The 26,217-nt window shown below is 70.8% G+C and carries 28 protein-coding genes and 1 riboswitch; of the genes, 11 read left to right on the top strand and 17 right to left on the bottom strand.

The genetic code is table 11. The features are described from left to right. Positions 1 to 550 precede the first annotated feature (550 nt). The 3 genes from ACR68M_RS33710 (at position 551) to ACR68M_RS33700 (ending at position 1,498) form a co-directional block, all read left to right on the top strand. On the top strand, positions 551 to 844 hold the full coding sequence (locus tag ACR68M_RS33710) for a hypothetical protein (RefSeq protein ID WP_441247957.1): 294 nt from the start codon (positions 551 to 553) through the stop codon (positions 842 to 844). Further along, positions 841 to 1,116: a hypothetical protein gene (locus ACR68M_RS33705; RefSeq protein ID WP_441247956.1), complete on the top strand. Its 276-nt coding sequence runs from the start codon at positions 841 to 843 to the stop codon at positions 1,114 to 1,116. Before ACR68M_RS33710 ends, ACR68M_RS33705 begins: the two co-directional genes overlap by 4 nt. A gap of 124 nt (positions 1,117 to 1,240) precedes the next feature. After that, positions 1,241 to 1,498: a hypothetical protein gene (locus ACR68M_RS33700; RefSeq protein ID WP_441247955.1), complete on the top strand. Its 258-nt coding sequence runs from the start codon at positions 1,241 to 1,243 to the stop codon at positions 1,496 to 1,498. A gap of 63 nt (positions 1,499 to 1,561) precedes the next feature. Here ACR68M_RS33700 and ACR68M_RS33695 read toward each other — a convergent pair whose 3' ends face one another. The 5 genes from ACR68M_RS33695 to ACR68M_RS33675 form a co-directional block, all read right to left on the bottom strand. Beyond that, on the bottom strand, positions 1,562 to 1,696 hold the full coding sequence (locus tag ACR68M_RS33695) for a hypothetical protein (RefSeq protein ID WP_441247954.1): 135 nt from the start codon (positions 1,694 to 1,696) through the stop codon (positions 1,562 to 1,564). A 399-nt stretch (positions 1,697 to 2,095) separates the two neighbouring features. Beyond that, positions 2,096 to 2,947 carry a ribosome-inactivating family protein gene (locus ACR68M_RS33690; protein ID WP_441247953.1) on the bottom strand — a complete coding sequence of 284 codons (852 nt, stop codon included), beginning with the start codon at positions 2,945 to 2,947 and terminating at the stop codon, positions 2,096 to 2,098. 62 nt (positions 2,948 to 3,009) lie between these two features. Next, the gene (locus tag ACR68M_RS33685; protein WP_441247952.1) at positions 3,010 to 3,954 is read right to left on the bottom strand and encodes a Crystal protein ET79; all 945 of its coding nucleotides are present in this window, start codon (positions 3,952 to 3,954) and stop codon (positions 3,010 to 3,012) included. A gap of 63 nt (positions 3,955 to 4,017) precedes the next feature. Continuing rightward, positions 4,018 to 4,257 carry a hypothetical protein gene (locus ACR68M_RS33680; protein WP_441247951.1) on the bottom strand — a complete coding sequence of 80 codons (240 nt, stop codon included), beginning with the start codon at positions 4,255 to 4,257 and terminating at the stop codon, positions 4,018 to 4,020. Between the two features lie 403 nt (positions 4,258 to 4,660). Next, a complete protein-coding gene (locus ACR68M_RS33675; protein WP_441247950.1) occupies positions 4,661 to 4,894 on the bottom strand; it encodes a hypothetical protein in 234 nt (77 codons plus the stop codon). A gap of 151 nt (positions 4,895 to 5,045) precedes the next feature. On the opposite strand from ACR68M_RS33675, the gene ACR68M_RS33670 reads away from it, so the two are divergent. After that, positions 5,046 to 6,335: a helix-turn-helix domain-containing protein gene (locus ACR68M_RS33670; protein WP_441247949.1), complete on the top strand. Its 1,290-nt coding sequence runs from the start codon at positions 5,046 to 5,048 to the stop codon at positions 6,333 to 6,335. Positions 6,336 to 6,603: 268 nt separating this feature from the next. On the opposite strand, the gene ACR68M_RS33665 is transcribed toward ACR68M_RS33670, so the two are convergent. The 6 genes from ACR68M_RS33665 to ACR68M_RS33640 form a co-directional block, all read right to left on the bottom strand. Beyond that, a complete protein-coding gene (locus ACR68M_RS33665; protein ID WP_441247948.1) occupies positions 6,604 to 7,485 on the bottom strand; it encodes an IS3 family transposase in 882 nt (293 codons plus the stop codon). Between the two features lie 44 nt (positions 7,486 to 7,529). Then, positions 7,530 to 8,681, bottom strand: a complete 1,152-nt coding sequence (locus ACR68M_RS33660) for an IS30 family transposase (RefSeq protein ID WP_441247947.1) — start codon at positions 8,679 to 8,681, stop codon at positions 7,530 to 7,532. Next, positions 8,594 to 9,001 carry a transposase gene (locus ACR68M_RS33655; protein ID WP_441247946.1) on the bottom strand — a complete coding sequence of 136 codons (408 nt, stop codon included), beginning with the start codon at positions 8,999 to 9,001 and terminating at the stop codon, positions 8,594 to 8,596. The genes ACR68M_RS33660 and ACR68M_RS33655 overlap by 88 nt, the downstream gene beginning before the upstream one ends. 227 nt (positions 9,002 to 9,228) lie before the next feature. Continuing rightward, positions 9,229 to 9,360, bottom strand: coding sequence for a hypothetical protein (locus ACR68M_RS33650; protein WP_441247945.1), 132 nt, complete (start codon positions 9,358 to 9,360; stop codon positions 9,229 to 9,231). A gap of 123 nt (positions 9,361 to 9,483) precedes the next feature. Beyond that, positions 9,484 to 10,356 carry an IS3 family transposase gene (locus ACR68M_RS33645; RefSeq protein ID WP_441247944.1) on the bottom strand — a complete coding sequence of 291 codons (873 nt, stop codon included), beginning with the start codon at positions 10,354 to 10,356 and terminating at the stop codon, positions 9,484 to 9,486. Beyond that, positions 10,353 to 10,652 (bottom strand): transposase, encoded by a 300-nt coding sequence (locus ACR68M_RS33640; protein WP_441247943.1) that lies wholly within the window; start codon positions 10,650 to 10,652, stop codon positions 10,353 to 10,355. Before ACR68M_RS33640 ends, ACR68M_RS33645 begins: the two co-directional genes overlap by 4 nt. 83 nt (positions 10,653 to 10,735) lie before the next feature. Here ACR68M_RS33640 and ACR68M_RS33635 point away from each other — a divergent pair, with 83 nt between their 5' ends. The 6 genes from ACR68M_RS33635 (at position 10,736) to ACR68M_RS33610 (ending at position 17,961) form a co-directional block, all read left to right on the top strand. Then, a complete protein-coding gene (locus tag ACR68M_RS33635; protein WP_441251788.1) occupies positions 10,736 to 11,200 on the top strand; it encodes a transposase in 465 nt (154 codons plus the stop codon). Positions 11,201 to 11,363: 163 nt separating this feature from the next. Further along, positions 11,364 to 12,011: a hypothetical protein gene (locus ACR68M_RS33630; protein WP_441247942.1), complete on the top strand. Its 648-nt coding sequence runs from the start codon at positions 11,364 to 11,366 to the stop codon at positions 12,009 to 12,011. After that, positions 11,960 to 12,445: a hypothetical protein gene (locus ACR68M_RS33625; RefSeq protein WP_441247941.1), complete on the top strand. Its 486-nt coding sequence runs from the start codon at positions 11,960 to 11,962 to the stop codon at positions 12,443 to 12,445. Before ACR68M_RS33630 ends, ACR68M_RS33625 begins: the two co-directional genes overlap by 52 nt. Before the next feature lie 535 nt (positions 12,446 to 12,980). Next, positions 12,981 to 13,601 carry a hypothetical protein gene (locus ACR68M_RS33620; protein ID WP_441247940.1) on the top strand — a complete coding sequence of 207 codons (621 nt, stop codon included), beginning with the start codon at positions 12,981 to 12,983 and terminating at the stop codon, positions 13,599 to 13,601. Further along, the gene (locus ACR68M_RS33615) at positions 13,598 to 17,644 is read left to right on the top strand and encodes a DUF6531 domain-containing protein (protein ID WP_441247939.1); all 4,047 of its coding nucleotides are present in this window, start codon (positions 13,598 to 13,600) and stop codon (positions 17,642 to 17,644) included. The genes ACR68M_RS33620 and ACR68M_RS33615 overlap by 4 nt, the downstream gene beginning before the upstream one ends. A 17-nt stretch (positions 17,645 to 17,661) precedes the next feature. Next, positions 17,662 to 17,961 carry a hypothetical protein gene (locus ACR68M_RS33610; protein ID WP_441247938.1) on the top strand — a complete coding sequence of 100 codons (300 nt, stop codon included), beginning with the start codon at positions 17,662 to 17,664 and terminating at the stop codon, positions 17,959 to 17,961. Positions 17,962 to 17,976: 15 nt separating this feature from the next. On the opposite strand, the gene ACR68M_RS33605 is transcribed toward ACR68M_RS33610, so the two are convergent. Then, on the bottom strand, positions 17,977 to 20,541 hold the full coding sequence (locus ACR68M_RS33605) for a SpoIIE family protein phosphatase (protein ID WP_441247937.1): 2,565 nt from the start codon (positions 20,539 to 20,541) through the stop codon (positions 17,977 to 17,979). A 419-nt stretch (positions 20,542 to 20,960) separates the two neighbouring features. On the opposite strand from ACR68M_RS33605, the gene ACR68M_RS33600 reads away from it, so the two are divergent. Next, the gene (locus tag ACR68M_RS33600; protein WP_441247936.1) at positions 20,961 to 21,185 is read left to right on the top strand and encodes a hypothetical protein; all 225 of its coding nucleotides are present in this window, start codon (positions 20,961 to 20,963) and stop codon (positions 21,183 to 21,185) included. Here the strand turns inward: ACR68M_RS33600 and ACR68M_RS33595 are convergent. The 5 genes from ACR68M_RS33595 to ACR68M_RS33575 form a co-directional block, all read right to left on the bottom strand. Next, on the bottom strand, positions 21,176 to 21,751 hold the full coding sequence (locus tag ACR68M_RS33595) for a flavin reductase family protein (RefSeq protein ID WP_441247935.1): 576 nt from the start codon (positions 21,749 to 21,751) through the stop codon (positions 21,176 to 21,178). The genes ACR68M_RS33600 and ACR68M_RS33595 overlap by 10 nt on opposite strands. Further along, entirely contained in the window at positions 21,748 to 23,124 is a 1,377-nt protein-coding gene (locus tag ACR68M_RS33590) for an NtaA/DmoA family FMN-dependent monooxygenase (protein ID WP_441247934.1), read from the bottom strand. The genes ACR68M_RS33595 and ACR68M_RS33590 overlap by 4 nt, the downstream gene beginning before the upstream one ends. 24 nt (positions 23,125 to 23,148) lie before the next feature. After that, complete coding sequence (locus ACR68M_RS33585) at positions 23,149 to 24,324, bottom strand: LLM class flavin-dependent oxidoreductase (protein ID WP_441247933.1); 1,176 nt, start codon at positions 24,322 to 24,324, stop codon at positions 23,149 to 23,151. Between the two features lie 132 nt (positions 24,325 to 24,456). Beyond that, a complete protein-coding gene (locus ACR68M_RS33580; protein ID WP_441247932.1) occupies positions 24,457 to 24,582 on the bottom strand; it encodes a hypothetical protein in 126 nt (41 codons plus the stop codon). Positions 24,583 to 24,621: 39 nt separating this feature from the next. Continuing rightward, positions 24,622 to 24,734, bottom strand: a riboswitch (SAM riboswitch). A gap of 84 nt (positions 24,735 to 24,818) precedes the next feature. Further along, on the bottom strand, positions 24,819 to 26,057 hold the full coding sequence (locus ACR68M_RS33575) for a serine hydrolase domain-containing protein (RefSeq protein ID WP_441247931.1): 1,239 nt from the start codon (positions 26,055 to 26,057) through the stop codon (positions 24,819 to 24,821). Between the last annotated feature and the right edge of the window lie 160 nt (positions 26,058 to 26,217).

Raw genomic sequence — 26,217 nt, 5'->3', positions numbered from 1 at the left:
CCGCGCGGCGTGGTTCGACTCGCAGCGGCGTGAGCGGCGCTCGTGCCTGGCTCACTCGTGCTGGGGTTGGCGTAGTGGTGCGGCGCTTTCGTCAGCGCCGTCGGCCCGGCGCCCTCCATCGGTTCGGCGGGGCCCCACACGCCCGGCGCCCGTTGCGGCCCGATCCCGGCCAGGACGAGCCGCTCGCACTCGGAGGGAGGTGTGGTTCAGCCGGCGCAACGGGGTGTCGACCTCGGGGCGAGCTGGCCGGGGTAGCCGAGTCTGCGTGCTCCACCGCGAGCAGCGCGGCCGCGCACACGACCGGTCGCGCACCCACGCCTCCTCCTCCAGCGGGCCGCCCGGCGCAGCTGCAGCCCGCGAGGTGCGGGGGTGATCCCGGCGGGTGCCCGTCGCGCGGTTGCTCGACGGCGAGCCCGAGGGTGCGGAGCAGCAGGCGGTCGTGGCCTGCGGTGGTGGCCACGACCGAATCGAACGAGGTTCAGGGCGACTGCGGCCCGAGGAGCAGTCGGCAGCGGATACCGTGGTGTCGAAGAGCCAGGAGGTCCAGCAGATGAGCGTCCACCCCGTGTACCAGCAGCCGCAGCCCCGCGTGCCGCGCACTCTGGACGGCATCGCCGCCGCGCTGCAGGGCGGCCGCCGAATGGAGTTCTACCGCGAACTCGGCCAGGCCTCCATCGACCAGGCCGAGCAGGTTCTCAACCGCTGGTGGTGCGAAGCCGAGATGGACACCGACCCCGAGCAGGACCGCATCATCGCGGCCGCCCGCACCGGCGCCCTGCCCACCGTCACCATGGCCGACGTCGTACGACTGCGCCGTGAGCGGGGCGGAGACCTGCCGGAGTGAGCGAGGAAGAGCCGGATGACCTGTGGCCGGTCGAGCCGTCCGAGTCCGTCCAGGACGCCTTGGCCGATCCGAAGCTGCCGGTCGACTTGTTCAGCGCGATCGTCGCACTCACCGTCGCCATCGCCGAAGACCCGTGGCTCGAGGCCAGCACCGCCCGCGATAGTGCCGGCGACTGGCGCAGACTCCCTATCCCGCACGGACGCGGCCTGGTCGAGTACGTCATCGACACGAACAATCACGTCGTGAGGCTCACCCGCATCATCCCCCTCTGAGCCCCGCCACGCCCCGTCGGCAGCGACCGGTCAGCAGCTGCACGCATCATGCGGCTCCGCATCTCTGGGGGACGGATGCGGGGGCGACCGCCATTTCCAAGTCGGTCACCGGACCGGTGACGTTGTGCCCATTGTCGGCGGCCAGCTTTGCCTGGCGCAGCCGCTCGAGGAACGGCGCCGGATCATGACTGGCCTGCCCCAGCTCTATGTCCTGGATGCCGTTCCCGGGTACATCGCCGAACGGGACGCCGAGGTGGTGCTGCACGCCCTCAGCGAGGAGATCCGCAGCACCACCCAGGTGGCAGCGCATCAGGTTCTAGGCCTCGACGAGCAGCGGGCGGTCGACGATGGCGATCGACCGGAGGGCAGGAGCGGCGGGTAGGCGATCTTGAGGTGGTGCAGGGCGTCGCCGAGCGGGGTGAGGTCGGTGTCCCAGAGGGCAAGGTTATAGCCGCGCAGTTGGGCAGCGGCGCTCGCCCGCATCGGTCTCGGCCTGCTTGACCCAGGCCCGCGCCGCCGTCTCGGTCAGGTCGAAGTCCTTGGCCACCTGGCCGACCGTGCGGTCGCCCTGGCAGCACAACGCGACGATCTCGGACTTGAACTCCGGTGTGAACGACCGGCGAGGCCGAGGCTTCTACTTCGCCATGCTTCCCACGATGGACATCCTCCCCGGGGGACCAAGGCCCCCGATCTCAGGTGTCCGTTCAAAGCGGGGCAGGGCCAGTTCCCCCTGCTCCGCCACCGCATCCTCCTCCAGTGATCACCACACAGCGCCACCACCGATTTCGGGACAGGGCCGCCGCGGCATGGATTCGGCCGATACCGAAGAGGTGCTGGCGCCGTACCAGACGCCATCCTCACCAAGGACCCGCTGGCGTGCCGCTCCATACGATGGTTGAGGTTCCGTCCGTCCTGCCCCCGAGGGCCGTGGCTGGCGCTAGGGGCGGGACGGGACCGGTCGGCACCGTCCGGACGGAATCTAGCTGCCGGTACCGGGTCGCAGCATCAGGGCGAGCCACGCCGCGACGATGCGCATGGAGTTGAAGGTGACCCCGTTGAAGGTGACAGGGTTGGCGGGGTGGTGCTCAGCCTGTGCCACCCCGTAGGCGGAGATCGATCCCCACTCGTTCTCCATGCTGACCTGCCGCGGCGTCAGGGTGGCCGGGTGGTGGTTGTTGATCGCCGTGCCGATGACAACCTCGATGGGGTTGAACCGGGCCGCCTCGGATGTGGCCGAGATCAACCGCAGGAGCGCCCTGGCCGCCTGTGCGTTGTTGCCGCCCGGGGCGAATCCAGTCAGCGTCCGGAGGTCCTGCTGGAGGGACTCGGTGCCGTAGACAAAGCCCGCGCGGTTGGTGCCGGCGGTGTGCTGGAGATCGATGTAGGAACTGCCGAAGGAGAGCGGTGTGTAGCCGGGCACGTCGATGTGGTTCTGCAGCGGCCAGTCGTTGAACCCGTAGACCATGTCGCCGTTGGTCAGGCCGAACCCTCGCAGGTAGAGGTTGTTCCGGGTGAAGTAGAGCGTGAGCTCTCGGCCGACACCCGTGATGTTGACGGCGATGAGGCCCTCGTCGGTGCGGGGGTAGGTGACGGCCACGCCGCCCTCGGTCCCCTCGGTAGCGGCCTGGCGCAGGTTGATGATCATCGTCCCGTATGACTGGGGATTGTCGAGGTCCCAGTTGACGGTGCTGCTGACGGCCCGGCTGACCGACTGGACGGCCGCCACGGCGTGGCTTTGGGACGGGGTGGCGGCTGAGGCTGAGGCCAGCGGCGTCAGCAGGCTGACGGCGGTGGCGAGGGTGACGACGGATGCGGCGAGTTTGCGGCTCATCGGCTGTGCTGCTCTCTGTGGGTGGGCGCGGGTGGCGGACGGCTCGGTGAAGTCGGCAGCGATTAGTAGATGTTGAAGGTGACGCGGGCGTTGTTGTGGTTGTCGCCGCTGATCGAGCAGGAGTGGCCGCCCGGCGGGGTGCAGGTGTAGCCGTTGTGGCCGGAGTAGGGGTTGTCCCACGTGATCGTGACCGGGCCGACGCCGGCCATGAAGTAGTCCGCAGAGCCCTCGGTGCCGGTCATGAAGCCGGCGGACTCGCTCGACCAGACCGCCCTGGTACCGGGGTTGATCAGCGAGGGCGGCAGCTGGCTGCCGGACCAGATGCCGTGGTCGAGCCCCACGCTGGTCCGGCCAAGGATGTGCCCGCTGTTGTTGTACACGGTGACCTGGGTGCTGCGGGCCGGGGAGCCATCGGATACGGGGATGACTGCGCTCGCGTTGCGGACCGCGTTGGCGGGGCCGGTGAGCGTGAGGGTAAGGGTGGCGTCCTTGCCGTCGCCGCCGCTCGGGGTGCACTTGTAGGCGCTGTTTGAGGAGGTGCAGGTGTTGTGGTTGGCGCCGGAGTAAGGGTTGTCCCAGCCGATGCTGAGTTGGGTGACGGCGTTGCCGGTGTTGACGTCCACCGCCGTGAAGGTGGCCTGCCCCTGAGTTCCCGTCAGGAACCCGCAGGAGTGGCTTCCCCAGCCCCCGGTGTGGCCAGGGGGGATGGAGCCGGGCGGCAGGTTGTTGTTGTCCCAACAGCCGTGCGAGAGCGAGGCCTGGTTGTAGTCCAGGCGCACGCCGGAGAGCTTGTTGACGAGGTAGACCTGGGTCGTGCGGGCGGAGGCCAGCTGCTTGGGAGGCTGGGCCGTCGCCGCGGCGGGCGTGTCGGCGGCCTGCGCGAGGGGGGCCGCGGCGAGCGCGGTGCCGCCGAGCAGGATGGTACTGACGAGCGCGCCGGCGAGCCGGGCCGCGGCGCGGCCCCGGGTCCGGGCAGGCTTGGTGGTGGGCATGGTGTTCGCGGTCATGCGGAAGTCCTGATCTCTCGTGGGCCGATGAGGGGCCCGCGGCCGTGGCTGAGCCGGTGTCGGCTAGCGGTAGTAGAGGTTGTAGTTGGCGCCGCCGGGGATCGGGTCGCACTCGTAGTGGGAGTACAGACCCATGCCGAGGCCGAGCGAACCGGAGCTGACGCAGTCGTTGTAGCTGGCGTACCTGCCGCCGAAGACTCCCCGGTAGTCGCTGACCGAGCGGGGAGTGGCGGCGAAGGCGGCCGAACCGGTGCCCAGTAGGGCTGCGGTGATCAGGGCCGTGCCGATGATGTGGTGACGCAAGGCGGTCCTCCTGGAAAAGGGCAGGGCGAAGCCCTGGAGCGGGTTGGTGTGGGGCTGGGGTCGTCCGCCGCCGCGGGGCTGCGGACAGGGCCACCGGCCGTGGCGGGCCCGTCGGCAGGCGCCCAGGGCCGGCTCACTCGGCTGGCGAGCGGTCGTGGCAGGTGGCGCCCGAGCTGTGCTCAGGGGCGCGGCGACGACCGCGGCCGAACTGGCCGTGGGTCGGCCGGACGGGGCCCGGGGCCGAGCAGGGCCGGCCATGGGGGCGCGGGTGTCCCGTCGGCGCGGCGGCACCCCGGCGCCGCACGACGTTCTCCGTTCTCAGTCCTGGGTGTGGGTCCGCATCCACCCACCCGGCAGCGGATGGATCCCGCTGCCCCCGCACCCGGCACTGCTCCCGGGGGGTCTACAGGGACCGCTGCCAGCTGCAGGGCCAGTGGTGGCGGTGGTCACCGCCCCAGGCTGTGGTGTCGGCCGGAGGGCAGAGGAGGCCGGAAGCGGAGCTCTGCCCCGAGTCCCAGGCGGTCGTGCGGTCTCCCGCAGCCGCAGCCGCAGCCCCGGCCCCGACCACCGCGCCTCCGGCGGCCACGACCAACCCCAGTACGACGGCGGCCATCCGCCGTGCGAACCTCTTCTTCACGGGATCTCCCTCCCTGACAGCCCGGCACCGACCAGGTCCCGGGTGCCGCATCTGCGGCGTTCCCACTGAGAGAACAGTGGCAGCAGCGAGCAGGTCGGCGCGAGCGTCCCCATGCCTCATCTGCGCGCCATGCACGTTTAGGAGGTAATCGTTGGCCTACGAGCTGCCGCTGCCGGTCCTGGGTGAGCAGGCCCAGACCCTCTACCGCTGGACCCTCGTCAACGGCCCCTTGGCCGAGGCAGCCGTGGCGCGGGCCGCCGACGAGAGCCAGTTGTCCGAGGCCGAGTGCCGCTCGGCGATCGAGACCCTGGTTGCCGCCCGTCTCCTCCAACCTCTCGGCACCCCGGCCGCCGCCGACCGGGCCTGGCAGGCGCAGAGCCCCCAGACCGCAGGCGCGCAACTGCTGTCCGAACGTGAAACCAGGCTGCAGCACCAGGAGGCGGAGCAGCGGCGTGAACGCGAGCAGCTCCAGTCGCTGCGCGAGGCGTTTGCCGCGCTGATGCCGCTCTACCTGGACGGCCGGCGGCTGGCCCATCCGCACGGCGCGGTCGACCTGCTCACCGACAAGTTCGCGGTCCGGGCCATTCTCACCGAGGCGGTCGGGGCCAGCCGCAGGGAGCTGCTGATATCCAAACCGGGTGGTTCGTTCCCCCCTGGGGCGATGCGCGAGGCGCTGCCGCGCGACCTGGAACTCCTGGCCTCGGGTGTACGGATGCGCAACCTCTACCAGCACGTCACACGCTTCGACCAGGCCACCCGGGCCAACGCCGAGCAGCTCATCGCGGCCGGCGCCGAGATCCGGACCCTCACCGACGTGCTGCCCCAGATGATCGTCATCGACGCAGAGCTGGCCTTCCTGCCCGCCGGCCCCGACGGCGCCCTGCTGGTGCGCGAACCATCCCTCCTGGCCTTCCTGACCAGAACGTTCGAACGCGACTGGGAGAACGCCACCCCGTTCACCCTCGGCCCACAGGCCGCCCACGACATCTCCGAGGACCTCAAACAGAACATCCTCCTCCTGCTCTCCAACGGGCTCAAAGACGAAGCCATCGCCCGCCGCCTGGGCATCTCACTGCGCACCTGCCGACGGCACATCTCCGAACTCCTCGAAGCCCTTGGCGCCGACAGCCGCTTCCAGGCCGGTGTCATCACTGAACGCCTGCGCGCTGCCGCACCCCACGCCGCCGACGAGGAGCCCATCCAACCGGCCGACGACCCGACACCTCAGGCTTGTTGCACCCACTGCGGCGACCCGATGCCTCCAGCCAGCCCCACTGGCAGGCGCCGCCTCCACTGCTCAGCACGCTGCCGCCTACGTGCCCACCGCGCCCGTCAGCAGTCCCACACCGGAGCACCGTCGGAAACGAATCCTGCGGCCCCTGAAACGGAAGGAGGGGGCCACTCCGACCAACAGAAGTTGGCATATCCGTCTAAGTCATGACAAGCGAGTCTGTGAACTGAAACGAAAGGACACGTTTCTGCGCCTGCGGGCTTGGCTGGCAGCCATGGAGCCTCCAGGCGGCTGATCGGCGGTACCGGTCCGAGGCCAAGCGTTACGGGCCGTGACGTTTCCGAGTCGTCAGAGCGCACTCGACCTGTAAGCCGCCTGGCACCGGTCGCAGGCGGCGGCGCAGCGCTCGCCGTAGCGGCGGATCAGGGTGGAGCAGAGGTCGCAGGTGGAGCTACCCCGTGATCCTGGACACTCGTTCTTATGCTGCGAGGGTGTGTCGTTGTCGGGTCTCGTGTGGGGTGAGGTAGCCCCATGTGGGGTGTTTCCGTAGGCGTTGGCGGTTGTAGAAGGTCTCGACGAAGGCGAAGACGTCGGCGCGGGCGGCGGCCCTGTTCGGCCATGTCCGGGTGCCGATCTCGGCCTTCAGTAGCGCCCAGAAGCTCTCGGCTGCGGCGTTGTCATAGCACGATCCGGTGCGTCCGGTGCTCGCCCGGACGCCCAATTTGGCTGCTGTGGTGCGGAATTGGGTGGACGTGTATTCGCTGCCGCGGTCGCTGTGCGCGATGCAGCCCGGTTCCAGTCGGCCTCGCCCGTGGGCCATGTGCAGGGCGTCGACGACCAGGTCGGCGCGGTAATGGTCGGCCATCGCGTAGCCGACGACCTCGCGGGTGGCCAGGTCCAGCCAGTAGGCGAGGTAGAGCCAGCCCTCTCCGGTGGGCAGGTACGTGATGTCACCGACCAGGCGGGTTCCGGGCCGGGTGGCGGTGAAGTCACGGCCGATCAGGTCCGGCGCGGGGCGGGACTGCCGGTCCGGGCGGGTCAGCGAGCGGCGTCGGCGTCGGGTGACCCCGGCGATGCCGTGTTCGCGCATCAGGCGCTCCACCCGCTTGTGGTTCACCGCATGGCCCAGCCGCCGCAGTTCGGCGTGCACGCGGGGCACGCCGTAGGCGCCCCTGGACGCGAGATGCACCACGGTGATCTCGTGGGTGAGCGCGGCATCGGCCCGTGCCCGCTCGCGCCGGGCCTGCTGCCCGTCGGCCCAGGCGTAGAAGGAGGAGCGGGGAACGCCCAGGACGCGGCACAGAAAGGTGACCGGGTAGGTGGCCTTCTCCGCCGCGATGAACCGGTAGACCTCGCTCACCGGTCGCTCTCCCGCGCGAAGAAGGCCGTGGTGAACTCAACCGGTCAGCGCAACAGTGCTGTGAGCCTATCGGCTGGGGTGTCGTAGTCGAGGGTCTTGCGGGGTCGGGTGTTCAGTCGTTCGGCGATCCGGTCGAGGTCTTGCTGGGTGTGTCCGGCCATGGTGGTGCGTTTGGGGAAGTACTGGCGCAGGAGGCGGTTGGTGTTCTCGTTCGTGCCGCGTTGCCAGGGGCTTTGCGGGTCGGCGAAGTAGACGGCCAGGCCGGTGGCCGCGGTGACGTCCTTGTGGGCGGCCAGTTCCATGCCCCGGTCCCAGGTCAGGGTCTTGCGCAGGTGGGCGGGCAGAGCGAGCATCGCCGCCGAGATGCGGGCGGTGACGGTGGCCGTGTCCCGCCCGTCGAGCTGGACGAGCAGGGTGAAGCGGGTGGTGCGCTCGACCAGGGTTGCCATCTGGGTGACGCCACTGCCCATGACGAGGTCTCCCTCCCAGTGTCCGGGCACCAGGCGGTCGCGGACCTCGGTGGGGCGCTCGTGGATCGGAACGGCTTCCTTGATCTGCGAACGCCACTGGCCGGTAACGGTGTTGTGGACGTTGCGCCGCGTCGGACGCCCCGAGCGCAGGTGTTGCTGCAGGGTCTTCGCCAGTACGCCGCGGGCCTGCATGAACAGGGACTTGTAGATGGTCTCGTGGCTGACCCGCATCCCGGGCTCGCCGGGGTGGGTCTTGGCGAGGTGGCCGGCTATCTGCTCAGGCGACCAGTCCTCGGCCAGGCGGGCGGCGACCAGGTCCCGCAGCGGCTCGTTCAGAGCCAGCAGGCAGGTTTTGCGCCGTCGCGCCCGCTCCCAGGCCCGGTCCTCCGCATCGAGGGCCCGGTAGTGCCGAGGTCCCTTGTTCCGTGCGATCTCCCGGCTGATAGTCGACGCGGCCCGCCCCAGCGACCGGGCAATCGCACGCATCGAATCGCCCCGGGCCAGACCCCGGGAAATCGACTCGCGTTCGCCATCGCTCAGGAACCCCGGCCGACGCGACCGAACGGCGGGGACGTAGCCCCCGTTCGACTTGAGGATCGTGAAGACCGACCCCGGCGGCCTGCCCAGGGCCCGGGAGATCACGCTGATCGACTCGCCAGCCTTCCACCGGTCCCACAACTCACGCTTCTGCGCGTCCGACATCCCGGGACGACCCATCCTTGCCATACGCCACACCCTCTCCTACCTCGGGTGTTGCGCTGACCGGTTGAGTTCACCGTCGCTTTTTTCAGGACCTCGATGGTCTTCTGCTGTTCGAGGTTCCGCCGGCGCAGGCCACGAAGTTCCTCGCGCTCGGCGCTGGTCAGCTCACCCGAACTACCCTCGCCACGGTCGGCCTGGTCCTTCTTGACCCAGCTCCGCAGACCCTCGGGGCTCACTCCGAGGTCCCGGGCCACCTCCGTGACCGTCTTACTGGAGGAACGGACCAACGTCACGGCGTCCCGCTTGAACTCGTCCGAGTACCGCTTGCCCTGCTTGTTGCTCACCTGGCTCTACTTCCTCTGGGACCTCACGTCCCAGTCTCCAGGTGTCCAGGTCTACGGGGAAGCTTCACAACTTCCCCTCCACCGTCTACGTGTACAGCGTGACAATCCTCAACGGCTAGAGCCCGCCCTGGTGATGACCCGAGGACGAGCCTGGCGCTGCCACGGGCAGCGCCAGGCAGCCCCGCGACCTGATGCGCTGCCCACTCCCGCCTGCTTCTGCCCAGGTGTCAGAGCTGTAGCGGGCGGAGCTGGGCGGGGTCGAGGGCCGTCAGCAGCTCGACCAGGCGCCGGTTCTCATCCTCGATGCGGGTCAGCCGCTCCTTGAGCCTTCCCCGGGACGACTCTGCTGGCCAGTTCATAGGGACTGCTGCAGCGATCGTTCGGGCCGTGGGACTGTGTTGATACGTGCGCGTCCTGAGTTCGGTTGCGGTGGTCCGTGGTGTGAGGTTGCCCCGCTTTGACGGACAGGTTCGGTGCGGTGGTCAGGCTACTTGAAGGGCTTCGTATTCGGCGGGGCTGCGGTAGTCGAGGCTGCTGTGGAGCCGGCGGAGGTTGAACCAGGACTCGATGAACTCGAAGATCGCGGCGTGGGCGGCAGCCCGGGTCGGCCAGGTCCGGTGGCCGATGAGCTCGCCCTTGAGGGTGGCGAAGAACGACTCCGCGAGGGCATTGTCCCAGCACTGACCGGTGCGTCCGACCGACAGTCGAATACCGAACTCGCTTGCCAGATCAGCGAATTGGCGGCTGGTGTACTGGCAGCCGCGATCCGAGTGGAACACCACCCCGGGCGCTGGGCGCCGCCGGTGGCAGGCCTGGCGCAGGGCGTCGGCGACCAAGTCGGTGCGCAGATGGTCAGCGGTGGCCCAGCCGACGACCCGGCGGGAGGCGATGTCGATGACGGTGGCCAGGTAGAGCCAGCCCTCGCCGGTGGCGATATACGTAATGTCGCCGCACCAACGGCGGTCGGTGGCATCGCTGTTGGGCGTGAAGTCGCGCCGCACGAGGTCGGGGCGCGAGGGTGCACCGGGGTCGGCGACCGTGGTGACCTGCCGGCGCTTTGGGCAGCGGCCCTTAAGGCCGGCGACGCGCATAAGGCGGGCTATGCGCTTGCGTCCGCAGGCAGCGCCGTCACGCCGAAGGGCAGCGTGGACGCGCGGTGCCCCGTAGGTGCCGCGCGAGTCCTGGTGCACCCGGGCGATCTGGTCACCGAGTTCCAGATCGCGGGCCCGTCGGGGGCCGACAGTGCCGGTGCGACGGGTGTAGAAGGCGGCACGGGAGACCTGCAGCAGCTCGCACGCGCGCTTGACGCTGTGTCCGCCCACTTTCTCCGCCTCGATGAACGGGTGCACGTTCACCGGGTCTCCTTCGCGAAGAAAATTGTCGCGCGCTTGAGGATCTCCACGTCTTCGCGCAGGCGCCGGTTCTCCCGGCGCAACGCCGCCAGCTCCTCGCGCTCGATACTGCTCAGGCCGGCCCGGTCACCGGCGTCGACCTCGGCCTGCCTGACCCACTCCCGCACCGCCGTCACCGTCAGGTCGAAGTCCTTGGCCACCTGGCCGACCGAGCGGTCGCCCTGGCGACACAACGCGACGATCTCGGCCTTGAACTCCGGCGTGAACGACCGGCGAGGCCGAGGCCTCTTCTTCCCCATGCTCTCCATGATGGACATCCTCCCGGGGGACACAAATCCCCTGAGCTCAGGTGTCCGTCGAAGCGGGGCAGGGCCAGGTGTCGATGTGGCCGAGGTCGGGCGGCGAGGTGCCGCCGCTGACAGCTCAGGTGGCGCACGCCGTGTTCCCCAAGGGGTGCTTGGCGATCCGGGTGCGGGAGGAACTTGGGGAGGTGTTCATCGACGCACAGTTCGCCGAGTACTTCGCGGTGCGTGGGCACCCGTCGATCTCGCCGGCGCGGCTGGCCATGGTGCTGGTGCTGCAGTTCGCCGAGGGGATGACGGACCGCCAGGCGGCCGACGCGGTGCGGGCGCGGGTGGACTGGAAGTACTGCCTGGCCATGGAGTTGACCGATCCGGGCTTGACGCCTCGGTGCTCAGCGAGTTCCGCGCCCGGCTGGCGCAGGGCAACCGAGCCGAGCTGCTCCTCGCGCGGCTGCTCGATGTCTTGCGGGAGCACGACCTTCTGGCCAAGGGAGGCCGTCAACGCACCGATGCCACACACGTCCTGGCAAGTGTACGGATACTGAACCGCCTCGAGCTTGCCGTGGAGACGATGCGCGCGGCGCTGGAGGCCTTGTCCGTGGTGGCCCCGGGATGGCTGGTCGGCCACGCGCCGTCGCCTGGTGGGAGCGGTATGCCCAGCGGGCGAGTGACTACCGTCTGCCGCGGGGGGAGAGCGCTCGTGCCGTGTTGGCGGTCACGGTCGGTACGGACGGGTACGAGCTGCTGGAAGCGGTCCATGCCGCCGGTGCGCCCGCGTGGCTGCGGGAGATTCCCGCGCTTGAGGTCCTGCGGATGGTCTGGGTCCAGCAGTACTACCGCGATCACGACGGACCGCGCCTGCGCGGGAAGGGGGAGCTGCCGCCCGGGGCGGTGGCGATCAGGAGCCCGTACGACACCGATGCCGGCTACGGGGTCAAGCCCGGTGTGGGCTGGAGCGGATACAAGGGCCACTTCACCGAGACCTGCGAAACGAGCCGCCCGCACGTCATCGTCCACGTCGCCACCACGCCGGCGACAACCTCCGACGTGGAGACCGTCGCCGCCCGGCACGCCGACCTCGCTGCCGCGGACCTGTTGCCCGAGCAGGAATATGTCGACGCCGGCTACGTGAGCGTGGACCACATTCTCGATGCCCGCACACAGTACGGACTCGAACTGATCGGTCCGCTGCCGCCGGACTCGGCCTGGCAGGCCCGCGATCCCGAGGCGTTCGACCTCACCCGGTTCACCATCAACAAGCTCCCGGGCTGCGTCCGGGCGGTGTCGGCGGGCAGTATGGCGGGGTGCCGGATCTGCTGTGGGACGACGTCAAGGACTTCTTCGACCCCGACCTGATGGGTGCTCTGCCGGACGTGTGCGTGGCGGGTACCTCGGTCGAGGGCTGGCAGGCGGTGTTCGATCTGGTCCGGTCGAGCGGATGGACGTGGGAGTACTCGGAGGGTGGCGTCCCCGGAGCGTTGCCGTCTGCCGCGGAGGTGCTGTCGCATCCCGCCGGTGCGGAGACGGTCGATCTGCGGGTCTGGCCGGTCCCGGGCATGTTGGCGATCTTCCGTCCGATGTCTGCCGACGAGATCGACTTCGCCGTCGACCTTCGCGAGTTGCAGGGCCAGACGGGTGTGGACAACCTGTGCGGCTTTCTGTGCGCGGTCGGCCGCCGACTGGGCAAGCCGGTGGCCATGACCGCCGAAGGCGACTACGGGAATCCGGTGCTCGGGTTCGACCCCGCCGCCGACTGCGTGGTGCTGCTGGCGGAGCCACGGCTCAGCTGACCGCATCGGCCGGGCGGGAGGGGCGCTCACCGGGTACGCCCCCCAGCGCAGGGGGGCGCTGTCCCAGTTGCTGTCCCAGTTGCTGTCCGAGGAGTCGCCCCCGGATGGTGCCACCGGGCGGCTCGGGAGGGACGGGATTCGTTCGGTTTCGTTGCCCAACTGGTCCGGATTCTTCAGGTTTAGTCGGGTAGATCTGTTTTTTCTGATTCGTGCGGCGGTGAGGTTTCGTCTCCCCGGCCGGCAGGTTTCGTTGCGGTCGGTGTCGGGGTGGGCCGCCCTGGAGGTCCGGCAGGGTTGCTCCGTCGCCCAGGGATTGCCTCCTAAACGTGCATGGCGCGTAGCTGAGTCCTGTGGGCCCTCCCAGCGGCGAGCCGCTGCTGCCACTGTTCTTTCATGCCTTCATGTGGCAGTAAGTCGGGCGGGGGGAGACTTGATGGCAATTCAATTGCCGGACGAAGTAGCGCAGTTCCTGCAGTTCATCGGAGTGAACTGGCCTCAGGTGAATGAAGACTCGGTGCGGACATTCGCATCCCACGTGCGCGACTTCGCAACGAACATCGACGACACCCACCAAGAGGCCAGCGGTACGATCCGGGCGATGGGCGCCTCGTACCAGGCGAACTCCTACGAGCTGCTGGTGTCCAAGTGGGCCCACCTCTCGCAGGGTCATATGCACGGCCTGCTGGACGCCTGCCACCTGCTCGCCACGGCCCTGGACGCGGCGGCCGAATACATCGTCGCGATGAAGCTCGAGTGCATCGCCGAGCTGATCGCGATGGCGGTCGCCTTCGTCGCCGACCAGGCCGCCGCCGTGGCCACCCTGGGCCTGGCCGAGGCTGCCATGGCCCTCATCGTCAAAGCCGCCGAAACAGCCGTCGACTTCCTGGTGCAGCAGCTGGTCCAGTACATCATCTCCAAGGTCGTCGAAGCCGCTCTCACCCCGCTCCTCGCCCTCATCGAGAAGGCGGTGGCCGGGATGACCTACTCGGCGCTGGAGGACATGCTCGGTGTCTCCGGGAGTGACGCGGGCGGCGGGTTCATGATCCATCCCGACGAACTGCTCGCCCACGCCGAGGTGCTGGCCCGGCACGCCGACACCGTCGAGCAGCATGCCCAGACCTTCGCGGCGAACATCGAGGGGTTGAACTTCGCATGACCAAGCAGGTCGCCCATGCCCTCACGAATGTCGCCAAGAAGTCCGGAAAAGCACTGTCAGAGGACTTGGCGGGTTCCTACAGGGGTGTCCTCAACGAGACCGAGCACGGCGCCCGCCAGATCGCCAAGAACACGGCGAAGAACGAATCCGAGACGGCCGAGATGCTCGGCTCCGTCAAGAAACCCCCGCCCAACGCCTGGAACAAGCCCCTGCCCGGCACCTCGGCCCCTCCCCGTGTCCCGGCCCCACCCGCGACCCCGCACGGGGCCGGGAACAAGCCGTTCGAGAGCAGGTCGGACGGTGGCAGCTCCAGCTCCGCGCCTCCCAAGCCCGCGCTCGCGCCAACACCCCCGCCCAACGCCTGGAACAAGCCCCTGCCCGGCACATCAGGCGCTCCCGGTGCCCCCAGGCCGACCTCATCCAACCTGCGGGAGGGCGCGACCAAACCCAAGGAGACCTCCACCCCCGCGCACAACCGCAACACCAAGAGCGATCCGGTCGACGTCGCGTCAGGGGACATGGTGCTCACCGCCACGGACCTTGAGCTGCCGGGCGTGCTCGCACTGATACTGTCCCGGACCCACGTGTCGTCCTACCGCTGCGGCGGCTGGTTCGGCCGCTCCTGGGCCTCCACCCTGGACCAGCGGCTGGAAGTCGACGACCAGGGCGCCGTGTTCGCCACCGCGGACGGCATGCTGCTCAGCTACCCCGTCCCCCGGCTGGACGAGGAAGTCACCCCGGTCGAGGGCCCGCGCTGGTCGCTGCGCTGGGACGGGGAGCCGGGTGGAGCCATGCGGATCACCGACCCGCACACCGGCACGTCCTGGTACTTCGCGGCGGCGGTCGGCCCGCACGCGCAGGAGGAGGGCGCGCTGCAACTGCCGCTGATCGCCGTCACCGACCGCAGCGGCAACTGGATCGAGGTCGTCCGCACCGCCGACGGCGCGCCGTCCGAGGTGCGGCACAGTGCCGGCTACCGGGTGGCGGTCACGACCGCGGACGGCCGGATCACCGGCCTGCGGCTGCTCGGCACGGCCGACGAGAGCGGCAACACCGAGGGGATCCCGCTGGTGGCCTTCGGCTACGACGGCAACGGCAATCTCGACGCCGTCACCGACTCCTCCGGCCTGCCGTTGCGCTATACCTACGACTCCGCTGCCCGGATCACCGGCTGGACCAACCGGACCGGACACCAGTACCGCTACGTCTACGACCGCGCCGGACGTTGCGTCCAGACCCGTGGTGACGGCGGCTTCCTGGACGCCGTCTTCTCCTACGACACCGAGCACGGCACCACGACGGTGACCGACTCACTCGGCCATTCCACCGTGTTCCACCTCGACGACCGCGGCCGGACGGTCCGCGAGAGCGCCTCCACCGGCGCGGTGGCAACGACCACCTGGGACCGGTACGGCCGACTGCTGTCCCGGACCGACCCGCTCGGTGCCGTCACCGCCTTCGAGTACGACACCGACGGCAACCCGACCCGCAGCACGCTGCCCGACGGCACCGCCAGCAGCATGGCGTACGACGACGCGCACCGCATGGTCGAGGTCGTGGCCCTGGACGGCACCCGATGGGAGTACGAGTACGACCACCACGGAAACCTGACGGCCACCGTGGACCCTCTCGGCGCCCGGACCACCTACACCCACGGCGAGCGGGGCGAACCGCAATCCGTCACGAGCCCGCTCGGCCACCGCACCGAGGTGACCACGGACTGGGCGGGCCTGATCCTGACGATCACCGACCCGCTGGGCGCCGTCACCCACTGCACCCGCGACGTCTTCGGCCGGGTGACGTCGCTCACCGATCCGCTCGGCGGCGTCACCCGCTACGGATGGACGGTCGAGGGCCGCCCGGCCTGGCAGGTGGGCCCCGACGGCGCCCGCCAGGAGTGGGCGTACGACGCCGACGGGCATCTGATCGAACACCTTGACCCTGTCGGTGCCCGCACCCGCTACGAGTACACGTACTTCGGCCGGCTCGCCGCCAGGACCGAATCCGACGGTGCACGTTACACCTTCACCTACGACACCCAACTGCAGCTGGTGGCGGTCACCAACCCGGCAGGCGCGCAGTGGACCTACCGCTACGACGCCGTCGGCGGGCTGGTCGGCGAAACCGACTTCGGCGGACGCACCGTCGCCTACACCCGAGACCTGACGGGCCAACTGGTGGCACGCACCAACGGCGCCGGTCAGACCCTGACCTTCAGCCGGGACGCGCGCGGACAGACCGTCGAACTGGCTGCGGCCGAGCAGACCATCCGCTTCGGCTACGACCCGGCGGGCCGACTCCTGGAAGCGACCGACGGCACCAGCCTGCTGCGCTACCGCTACGACGCCACCGGCAGGCAACTGGCAGAGGAGTACGACGGCGCCGAGCTCACCCACACGTACGACCCGAACGGCCGGCGCGTGCTGCGCCGCACACCGGCCGGGGTGGAGAGCCGGTGGACCTACGACGCGGCCGGTCAGCCGACCAGCCTGGACACCGCGTCGGACACGCTGACCTTCGAGTACGACCACCGGGGACGGGAGACGGTGCGCCGCTTCGGTCCGACCGCCCTGCACCGCAGCTGGGACGCCGTCGACCGACTGACCGGTCTGTCCGTGCTGGCCGACGGACAGCCAGTGCTGCAGCGGTCCTTCGGCTACCGGGCCGACGGAGCACCCACCAGCAGCATCGACCCCGCCCGCGGCCCGCTGGAGTACCAACTCGACTCCCGTGCCAGGGTCACCGCCGTGACCGGTGCGAACTGGTCCGAGCACTACGCGTACGACCACCTGGGCAACGTCAGCATCGGGTCGGGCGCCGGCCGGCCGACCCCGCCGACCGACCCGGACGTGCGGGGCCTGCCCCGCGCCGACCGGCGGGTCTCGTACGGGTACGACGGCCAGGGCCGGGTCGTCCGCCGGACCCGCCGACTGCTCTCCGGCGGGCGCCTCACCTGGCAGTACCGCTGGGACAGCCACGACCAGCTGACCCAGGTCACGCTGCCCGACGGTACGCACTGGCGCTACAGCTACGACCCGCTCGGCCGCCGCACGGCCAAACGCCACCTCGCCGCCGACGGCGCCACCGCCCTCGAGGAGACCACCTTCACCTGGGACGGCGCCCACCTCGCCGAGCAGCGGCACACCCGGGCAGGCGCGGCCGAGTACCGCACGACGACCTGGGAATGGAGCATCGGCGGTCAGCTCCCGCTCACCCAGCTCGACCGGACCGTGCCCATGACGGCCGAGCTCTCGCAGGACGAGGTCGACCGGCGCTTCCACGCCATCGTGACCGACCTGGCCGGCGCACCGACCGAGCTGGTCGACCGGACCGGTGCCATCTCCTGGCGCCGCTGGGGCACCATCTGGGGACAGGACGCGACCGACCCCACCGGCCAGGACGACTGCCCGCTGCGGTTCCCGGGCCAGTACCTGGACCGCGAAACAGGCCTGCACTACAACGTGCTCCGCTACTACGACCCACAGAGCGGCCGCTATCTCAGCCCCGACCCGCTGGGCCTGTCACCGGCGGACAATCCCTACGGCTACGTGCCCAACCCGCTGGTCGAGGCCGACCCGCTCGGCCTCGATCCGGAGATGGTCGACCTCTACCACGGGACGAACCGGAGCGGTGCGGACGGGATTATAAAGGGCGGCATCAATTCCAACTATTCCAATCGTGCTATGGATTTCGGAAAGGGTGGCTTCTATGTCACCAAGTATCTCAAGCAGGCAGAGGACTGGGCAGCCAAGAAAACCGCCCCGGCGGTCCTGCACTTCAAGGCACCGAAGAACGAACTCGACTCCCTATCGGTGCGACGGTTCGGCCCGGACGACGACGCGGCACTCGAGAATTTCATCCGCCACCACCGGGGCGGCGGCAAGATGCACGACTATGATCTGGTCGAAGGAAAGATGCTGAGGAATATGCCTAGTCTCGAAAATCCGAATGTAAGGATGCGTCTGAGCGGTCATCAGATCTCGATCCACACAGAGGCCGGCGCCAAGGCGCTCGGCAAAGGACACATTCTTCAAGGAACGTAATGGTCAGCGAATTCATCATGCCCGCGGACGCAGCGATGCAGATGTTCTTCTCGGAGGTCGCCGAGTTCATGCAGGCCCACTTCTCGATGGACCGGGCGGAGGCGGTCGCGCGGGTCAACGGGTTCTGGGGCGATGTCGCCTTTTCCCCGTACCCCGATCTGGTCTGCCACGAGTCGAGCGAGTACTGGGCGTACAGCATCGTCTACGGCGACGTGCCGTTCTGGGACGACACCGCCGACCGCACGAGCTGGCAGGCGCGCGCGGCTCCGCCGACCGACTCGCCCGCCTGGACGCTTCCCGGAGCGGGATCGAATTAGGGGGCCGTGCGGTAGTCAGGACACCTGGCCGCGCAGCGAGGTGAGCAGGAGGGCGACGTCGTCGGCGCGGTGGGCGAGGTGGCGGGCGCCGCCGAGGAGGCGGTCGGCGAGGGATTCGAGGGTGGGTTCGACGGCGTGGGCGAGGGTGGCGCGGAGGTGGTCGATGCCCGCGTCGATGGAGCTGCCGGGCTCCTCGACCAAGCCGTCGGTGTAGAGGGCGAGGACGGCGCCGGGGGCCAACCGTAGGTCGGTGACGGGGTACTCGCTGCGGTGGTCGACGCCGAGCAGTGGGCCGCCGGGGAGGTCGAGGGCCTCGGTGCGGCCGTCGGGGTGCCGGACGAGTGGGGGCAGGTGCCCGGCGCGGGCGGCCTGGAGCGAGCCGTCGGACGGGTCGAGGCGCAGCAGGCAGCAGCTGGCGAGCAGGCCGGGGTCGAGGTCGACGAGCAGCTCGTTGGTGCGGGCGAGCACCTCTCCGGGCGGCCTGCCGGTGGTGGCAAAGGCGCGGACCGCGCTGCGCAGCTGGCCCATGATGGCGGCGGCGCCGACGCTGTGGCCCTCGACGTCGCCGATCACCAGGTAGACGCCCTCGGGGGTGACGACGGCGTCGTACCAGTCGCCGCCGATCTCCATGCCCTGGGTGCCGGGCAGGTAGCGGGCGGCGATGGTCAGGTCGGGGATGTCGGGCAGCCGGTGCGGGAGCAGCGCCTGCTGGAGGCCCCGGGCGAGGGTGAACTCGGCGTCGTAGAGGCGGGCGCGCTCCAGCGCTTGGGCGATGAGGCCGCCAAGGCCGGTGAGCACGGCGCGCTCCTCGACCCCGAAGGCGTGGTTCTCGTCGAAGCCGAGGATGCAGCTGCCGACGGGGTGGCCGGAGGCGATCAGCGGGAGGAAGGCCCAGGCGCGCATCTCGTCGAGCGGGATGCCGGGGTAGGCGGCGAGCAGTTCGTGTTCGGTCTCGAAGAAGATCGGCGCGCCGTTGCTGAGCGCCTGGGTGCCGGGCAGCCGGGCCCGCAGCGAGGCGCCCTCGAAGCCGTCGAGGAAGCCCTCGGGGTAGCCGTGCTGGGCGACGAGGTACATCCGGCCGTCCCGGGAGAGGTAGATCGCCAGCTCCTGGCCGCCGAAGCCGGGCAGGATCTGGTCGGCGACGGCGTCGCAGACCTCGCGGACGGAGACGGCCTCGCCGAGGGCACTGGCGAGCTGGAGCAGGTGGTACATCGCGCCGGGGCCGGTGCGCAGCAGGGCGGAGGTCTCGGCGGTCGGCTCCGCCTCGGGCTGCGGGGTGCGGCGTTCACGTGGCGGGCCGGTGGGGGCGACCCGGCCGGTGAGGCCGTTGGCGTCGGGGTAGAGCGAGAAGCTGAGCCACTGGTCGGGCGGGCGGCAGGCCAGGAAGGCGGTGGGCCGCTGGGAGAGCATCGCGGCGCGGTAGCGGTCCTCGTACTCGGGGTCGGCGAGCCAGGGCAGCACCGTCCAGGGGTGGTGGCCGAGCAGGCGTTCGCGGGGGGTGTCCAGCAGGAGTTCGAGGCTTCGGTTGGCGTAGTCGACGCGGCCCTCAGGGTCGAGGGCGAAGACGCCGTCACGCAGCCGTTCGACGGCGGCGACGGCGGCCGCGCCGTGGCCGGTGTCGAGCACGGCGCCGATCAGGTGCGTCCGCGCGGGCCCGCCGGGGCAGCGGCCCCAGATCCGGACGGGCCGCAGGCGGCCCTGGCCGTCGGCGACCCGGACGGTGCGGGCGGGCAGTACGCCGGTGCGGGCGGCGGCCAGCACGGCGGCGCGCAGCGGTTGGACGTCCGCGGGGGCGACCAGCGGGGTGAGGGAGGCCGCGCGCCCGTCGAAGGTCTCGGGGGCGAGGCCGAACAGCTCGCAGAACCCTTCGTCGGGGCTGATCTCGCCGGTGACCAGATCCCAGTCGAAGAAGCCGACCTGGACGGCGGGCCCGGACGGGCCGGGCAGGTCGACCTCGACCGGCGGGCCGCTGCCCTCGACGGCGTGTCCGGCGGCGGCGAGCGCGGCGAGGGCCGCGCCGAGCCGGTGTGCGGCGGTTCGCAGGTGGCGGCGGGTGGCCGGGGGGATGGCGATGCCGGTGCTCGGCCAGAGGGTGGCGAGCACGCCGTACGACTCGCCGCCCTGGGCGGCGGGGGCGACGACGGGCACGCTGGCGGAGGCGAAGGCGTACGGAAGCCCGACGGCGAGCCGGGGGAAGCGCCGCATCGTCTCCTCGGCGCCGGCCAGCGAGACGGTCCGGCCGGTGCGGTACGCCACCGAGGCGGGCAGCTGCCCGGCGACGGGGACCCGCCGGAAGCCGCTGAGCAGGGGCAGCGGCACCCCGGCGACGGCGCTGAGCACCAGGGAACGGCGGTCGGGCGAGCGCAGGTAGACGGTGCCGCCGTAGGCCGCGACGTGCTGCACGGCGCGGCGCAGGCCGGTGGCGAGCACCTCGTCCCTGCTGGTGACCGGCTCGGTGACCCCGTCGGTGACCGCCTCGGCGCCCGGGTCGGTGCCCGGACGGGCGGCCGTGCTCCGCGTCGCCTTCGTACCGCTGGTCACGTGCGGGCCGCGTCGGCCCGTCGGCACACCCTGCCGCATTCTCTCTCTGTACGCCCGCCCCGGAGGGCCTGTCAACCTGGGCCGGACGGGTGAACCCTGCGGCATGGCTCGGGCATTCCCGCAAGCGCGGCGCGGATGATCAGCCGATATGCAGGTGCGACGAACAGGCCGCCGTCTCATCGCCCTGGACATCGCCCTGGACATCTCCCTTGCCGTCGTCACCGTCAGCGTCATCGCGGCAGTCGGGGGCTGCGCCGGCCCGGCCGCCGAGCACGAGACGCCGGCCCCGCCCGTCGCAACCGCTCCCGCCACAGTGCACGCCACCGCCCCCGCCGCCGTGCACGCCGCCGAGCCCGCCGTGGCCGAGGCGGAGCGCACGGCCGCTGAAGCCGACCGTAAGGGCTGCCGAGGCCGCCCGGCTGGCCCTCGAGACCGCCCGGCGCTGGGGGCTCGACGCAATGCCGCCGGCCGCCCCCGCGCCGCCGGCCGACCGGCCCGAGCTCACGGCGCAGCCGGGCGTCACGGTGCGGGGCTCGCTGCCGCCGCTGGTCCAGCGGGTGCCGACCACCGACCAGGTGGTCTTCCTGACCGTCGACGACGGCGCCGTGAACGACCGCGACTTCAGCCGGATGACCCGCGAACTCGGCGTCCCCTTCAGCGCGTTCGTCTCCGACTACCTCTGACCCGGCGGCCCGGCCGCCGGGTCAGGGCCGGTGGGTTCCAGGCTGCGGAACCGACTGCCGTGGAAAACCAGTGGCGCCACTGCAGGGTCGGCATCGAGCCCGTGGACCCGGAGCAGCACGATGTCGTGGTCGCCCGCCGGGATGTGCCGCTCAATGCCGCAGTCGAACCTGGCGACCGCGTCCTCGACCAGGACCGCCCCGCCCGGGGTGGCCCGCCAGTCGAGGCCCGCGAACCGGTCGCCGTCGCGTGCGGCGAGCCGACGGCAGGCGTCCTCCTGGTGGGCGCCGAGCACGCTGACGCCGATCCGGGCCCGGTCGCGCAGCAGGGGCCAGGTCTCGGAGGTGTGGGCCACGCAGACCGAGACCAGCGGCGGGTCGAGGGACACCGACGTGAACGAGCTGAGGGCCAGGCCGACCGGCCTCCCGTCCACCAGCGCGGCGACCGCCGTGACGCCGGTCGGGAACCCGCCGAACGCCCGCCGCAGCTCCCCCGGCTGCAACCCGGAGGACGGCAGCGCCTCGGCAGAACGGCTCCGGGGCACGGTCGCGGTCGCGGTCGCGGTCATGACGCTGCCCTCTCGTTGTGGGCGTCGACGCCGGGGTGGGCCAGGCCGAGGTGGTCGCGCAGAGTGCTGCCCTCGTACTCGCTGCGGAAGACGCCGCGCTCCTGGAGCAGGGGGACGACGGTGTCGGCGAAGTCGTCCAGGCCGCGGGGCGTGATGTGCGGGACGAGGACGAACCCGTCGGCGGCGTCCGTCTGGACGAGGGAGTTGACGGTCTCCGCCACGGTGGCCGGGGAGCCGACGAACGACGCCTGGCTGCCGGTCTCGATGACCAGCTCCCGGATCGACCACTTGTTGGCCGCCGCGAGCTCCCGCCACTCCCGGGCGGTGGCCAAGGGGTCACGGTACAACCGTAGTTGGGCGCGTCCTCGGGCGATGGAGTGCTCGCCGGGGGCCGGGTCGACGTCGGGGAGCGGGCCGTCCGGGTCGTAGCCGGAGAGGTCGCGGTTCCAGACGAACTCGAGGTGCTTGATGGCGGTGGCGCCGCTGACCTGGCGGCGGCGCACCTCGCGGGCCAGCTCCTGGGCGTCGGCGTCCGTGTCGGCGAGGACGAAGGTCGCGCTGGGCAGGATCAGCAGCTGGTCGGGGGCACGGCCGTGCCGGGCGAGGCGGCCCTTGACGTCCGCGTGGAACGCCCGGCCTTCGTCGGGGGTGCGGGGGCGGCTGAAGATGGCGTCCGCGCTCGATGCGGCGAACTCACGCCCCTCCTCGGAGTCGCCGGCCTGGAGGATCACCGGCCGCCCCTGCGGGCCGCGCGGCGTGTCGAACTGCCCGGCTATGTCGAAGTGCCGCCCCCGATGGGTGAACGCACCGGCCCGTGCATCCCGCAGGAACGTGCCGGACTCCTTGTCGGCCACCACCTCGTCACCGCGCCAGGAGTCGAACAACTCGGTGGCGGTGGAGAGGAATTCCTCCGCCCGCGAGTAGCGCTCGTGCTCCGGAAGGAAGCCGCCCCGGCGGAAGTTCTCACCCGTGAAGGCGTCCCAGGAGGTGACGACGTTCCAGCCCGCGCGGCCGTCCGACAGGTGGTCGAGGGTGGCGAACTGCCGGGCCACCTCGTAGGGCTCGTTGAAGGTGGAGTTGATCGTGCCGGTCAGGCCGATGCGTTCCGTGACGGCCGCCAGGGCGGCCAGCACGGCGAAGGTGTCGGGCCGCCCGACGACGTCCAAGTCGTATATCTCGCCGCCCTGTTCGCGCAGCCGCAGTCCTTCGGCGAGGAAGAGGAAGTCGAACTTGGCCCGCTCGGCGGTCTGCGCGAAGTGCACGAACGAGCTGAAGTCGATCTGGCTGCCCGCCTCGGGGTCGCTCCAGACGGTGGTGTTGTTGACGCCGGGGAAGTGGGCGGCGAGACGGATCTGCTTGAGTGGCTTGCTCATGGTCGTGACGTCCTTCGGCCCGGTTCAGACTGCGGCGGCGTAGCGGTTGGCGGGGCGGGGCAGGCCGAGCAGCCCGCGCAGGGTGGCCGCACCGTAGCTGGTGCGGAAGGCGCCCCGGCGTCGGAGTTCGGGTACGAGGTGGCGGGTGATCTGCTCCAGGTCGTGCGGCAGAGCGGCGGGCCGCAGCCGGAAGCCGGACAGCCCGGCCACCTGCAACTCCTGTAGCAGATCCGCGAGTTGCCCGGGAGTCCCGGTGAAGACCGGTGCGTCGCCGGTGTACTCGGCGCCCGCGAGTTCGTCCAGGCGGGAGCGCCGCCGGGCGGCGGTGCCGGAGTCGGCGTCGAGCAGGACCAGCAGGTCGCCGAAGACGTGCACCGTCTCGTCGGCCCGGCCCGCAGCAGCCTGCTCGGCCCGGATCTCGGCGACGACCGACCGGGCCTGCGCGGCGTCGTGCGGGGTGACGAAGCCGAGGTCGGCCGAGCGGGCGACCAGCCGGTACGGCACGGTGTCGTGCGCCAGCGCGGTGACCAGGGGCTGGCCCTGCGGCGGGCGCGGCGTGACGGACGGCCCGCGCACGCTGAACCGGCTGCCCTCGAAGTCGATGTGGTGCAGCTTCCGCCGGTCGACGAAGCGGCCGGTGGCAACGTCGCGGATCTCCGCGCCGTCCTCCCAGCTGTCCCACAGCCGCCGCAGCACCTCGACGTAGTCACCGGCCTCGTCGAAGAGTTCCCCGGCGGCCGACTGCGGGACGGTACGCCGCCCGAAGTGTGCGGCCTCGTCGGCGCGGCCGGAGACCTTCACCCGGACTCCGGCCCGCCCGCTGCTCACGAAATCCAGGGTCGCGATCGCCTTCGAGAGGTGGAAAGGCTCGGTGTGGGTGACCACGGCCGTCGGGACGAGCCCGATGTGCCTGGTCAGCGGTGCCACCCGGGCGGCGATCAGCACCGCGTCCAGCCGGCCCCGGACCTGGTCGGTCCGGCCGTCCGACCCGGCGAGGAGGGAGGACTGCGGGCTGAGCGAGTCCTCGATGGTCACGAAGTCCAGCAGGCCGCGCTCGGCCTCGGCGACCAGCCCGGCCCAGTACCGCGCGGTGAACAGTTCGTCGGGGCGGGCGCCGGGCTCCCGCCAGGCAGCCGGGTGCCAGCCGGCGCCGTCGAGGGCGACGGCGAGGTGGAGAGGTGCGTGCTGAGGTCCGGGCATGGGCGTACTGCTCCCTGTGGGCGTGCCGAACCGCGTCCGCACCCGCACATCGGTCGGGTCGGGAGGCTCGGCGTGAGGGACGGACGGGGCGGGACGAGCGAGCGGAGCGACGAGGCGGGCGGCGAACCGCAGTTACGCCGGACAGAGGTCGGCGGCGACGCGCTGCAGATCGATGTGCCGCCGCGAGTACGTGACGGCGGCGCAGCCCTGCGCCATGGCGGCAGCGGCGGCCCTGGAGCGCTCAGCAGCTCCCCGCACTGTCACCACCTCCGCCCCCGATCGGCTCTCGCCTCTTCGAGCTCGCGCTTGCGGTGCCGTCTTCGACTCCGCCCGGTCCTCACCTGGAGCACCCCACCGCGCAGGAGGGTTGCCGTGCAGCAAGCCAGGGCTTTTCGCTGACACTCGTGACCTGGCCTCACCGTAGCCCGGCACCGCCGTCGAACACAATCCCCGTCCGGCCCGGCCCGTGCCGGGAGCCTGGGGCCGGACAGTGCTCAGCCGAAGTCGGGGATGGGGTGGTCGGGGGTCAGGGCTGCGGCGATCCGCTGGGTGATCGTCTGCGCGGTGTGGCCGTCCGGGGTGTTGGGGCCCTTGGTGGTGGAGACCGCGATCGCCAGGTGCTCGCACGGGAGGTAGGCCTGGGCGGCGGTGTAGCCGAAGAAGAGCGGGTGCTGGGAGATCCAGCCGTTCAGGACGAGCAGGCCCATTCCGTAGTGGGTGGCCTCGGTCTGCGCGATGCAGATCGTCTCCGGGCAGGTCTTGGTCGGCGTGCCCAGGCCGACCGTGCCCGGGTTCAGCATCTCCTGGTAGGCGGACGGGGAGAGCAGCTCGCCCGAGCCGATGCCGACGGCGGAGGTGGCGAGGTCGCAGATGTCGGTGGTCTGCACCGCGCCGGGGGCGGTGCTCCACGACGGGTTCCAGAAGCTGGACTCCTCGTACGTCCCGCGTTCGGCGGTGAAGGCGTGCAGGACGGGTGTCGGGATGTCGGGCGTGAAGCTGTTGCGGGTCTCGCTCAGGCCGAGCGGGCCCATGACCTTCTGCTGGAGCAGGGCGTCCAGCGGCTTCCCGGTGATCTTCTCCAAGGCGGCGCCGAGCAGGACGAAGTTGGCGTGCGAGTAACTCCAGTTGGTCCCCGGCTCGTACAGGAGATCCGCACCGAGGGAGATGGCCAGCAGCTCGTCCGCCGTCCACTGGCGGAACGGGTCCGCGTAGATGGAGGGGCCGAAGGCGGGGGATTTGACGTAGTCGATCAGGCCGGTGGTGGAGGCGCCGAGCATGCGCAGGGTGATCCGGTCGCCCAGGCCGTTCGGGAGGTCCGGCAGCCAGCGCGAGACGGGGTCGTCCAGACCGACCACGCCCTCGTCGACGAGGCGCAGGAGCGCCGTGCCCATGTAGGCGATCGCGATGTTGCCGTTCCGGAAGTGCATGGCCGGTTCGGCGGGGACTCCGGTCATCGACTCGCCCAGTGCGGTCGTGATGACCTCGCGGCCGTCGACGGTGACCCGCAGGATCACCGACTTGAGGTCCATCTCGGTCTTGGCCTGCTCGGCGATCCGCAGGATGTCGAGGGCGGGGCCGCCGTCGGGGTGCGGCGAACTGACGCAGGGTCGGTGGCGAGGGCCGTCGACCGCCGCACCGCTGGCGGTCGTGACCGGAACGCTGAGGGTCATGAGGGCGGCGAGCACGGTGACTGCGGCCCGGCGCGACAGTGAGGAGGAGCACGTGGGTCTCATGGCCGCAGTATCGGCCGGGTGCGCCCGGCCCTTGGCCCGCGAGAGCGCCGACCCGCACAACATCACCCGTCGGGCCCGCACCCCCGGTAGGGTCGTCGCGCCGGACAAGCTCCGGGCCCCCGGCCGACCTCACGTGACGTGCCCTGACGAGGAGAAAGCA

The sequence above is a fragment of the Kitasatospora sp. McL0602 genome, assembly GCF_052076145.1.
In the GTDB taxonomy this organism is placed as follows: domain Bacteria; phylum Actinomycetota; class Actinomycetes; order Streptomycetales; family Streptomycetaceae; genus Kitasatospora.
The sequence above is the reverse complement of the archived record's forward strand: the minus strand, read 5'-3'. Positions and strand labels throughout refer to the sequence as shown.

Excerpts from the sequence above, each read along its gene's own strand:
- ACR68M_RS33685 (WP_441247952.1), bottom strand. The coding sequence starts at position 3,954 with ATGACCGCGAACACCATGCCCACCACCAAGCCTGCCCGGACCCGGGGC.
- ACR68M_RS33710 (WP_441247957.1), top strand. The coding sequence starts at position 551 with ATGAGCGTCCACCCCGTGTACCAGCAGCCGCAGCCCCGCGTGCCGCGC.
- ACR68M_RS33605 (WP_441247937.1), bottom strand. The coding sequence starts at position 20,541 with ATGCGGCAGGGTGTGCCGACGGGCCGACGCGGCCCGCACGTGACCAGC.
- ACR68M_RS33650 (WP_441247945.1), bottom strand. The coding sequence starts at position 9,360 with ATGAACTGGCCAGCAGAGTCGTCCCGGGGAAGGCTCAAGGAGCGGCTG.
- ACR68M_RS33615 (WP_441247939.1), top strand. The coding sequence starts at position 13,598 with ATGACCAAGCAGGTCGCCCATGCCCTCACGAATGTCGCCAAGAAGTCC.
- ACR68M_RS33590 (WP_441247934.1), bottom strand. The coding sequence starts at position 23,124 with ATGAGCAAGCCACTCAAGCAGATCCGTCTCGCCGCCCACTTCCCCGGC.
- ACR68M_RS33640 (WP_441247943.1), bottom strand. The coding sequence starts at position 10,652 with ATGGGGAAGAAGAGGCCTCGGCCTCGCCGGTCGTTCACGCCGGAGTTC.
- ACR68M_RS33595 (WP_441247935.1), bottom strand. The coding sequence starts at position 21,751 with ATGACCGCGACCGCGACCGCGACCGTGCCCCGGAGCCGTTCTGCCGAG.
- ACR68M_RS33610 (WP_441247938.1), top strand. The coding sequence starts at position 17,662 with ATGCCCGCGGACGCAGCGATGCAGATGTTCTTCTCGGAGGTCGCCGAG.
- ACR68M_RS33575 (WP_441247931.1), bottom strand. The coding sequence starts at position 26,057 with ATGAGACCCACGTGCTCCTCCTCACTGTCGCGCCGGGCCGCAGTCACC.
- ACR68M_RS33585 (WP_441247933.1), bottom strand. The coding sequence starts at position 24,324 with ATGCCCGGACCTCAGCACGCACCTCTCCACCTCGCCGTCGCCCTCGAC.
- ACR68M_RS33600 (WP_441247936.1), top strand. The coding sequence starts at position 20,961 with ATGCCGCCGGCCGCCCCCGCGCCGCCGGCCGACCGGCCCGAGCTCACG.
- ACR68M_RS33690 (WP_441247953.1), bottom strand. The coding sequence starts at position 2,947 with ATGAGCCGCAAACTCGCCGCATCCGTCGTCACCCTCGCCACCGCCGTC.
- ACR68M_RS33635 (WP_441251788.1), top strand. The coding sequence starts at position 10,736 with ATGTGGCCGAGGTCGGGCGGCGAGGTGCCGCCGCTGACAGCTCAGGTG.
- ACR68M_RS33660 (WP_441247947.1), bottom strand. The coding sequence starts at position 8,681 with ATGGCAAGGATGGGTCGTCCCGGGATGTCGGACGCGCAGAAGCGTGAG.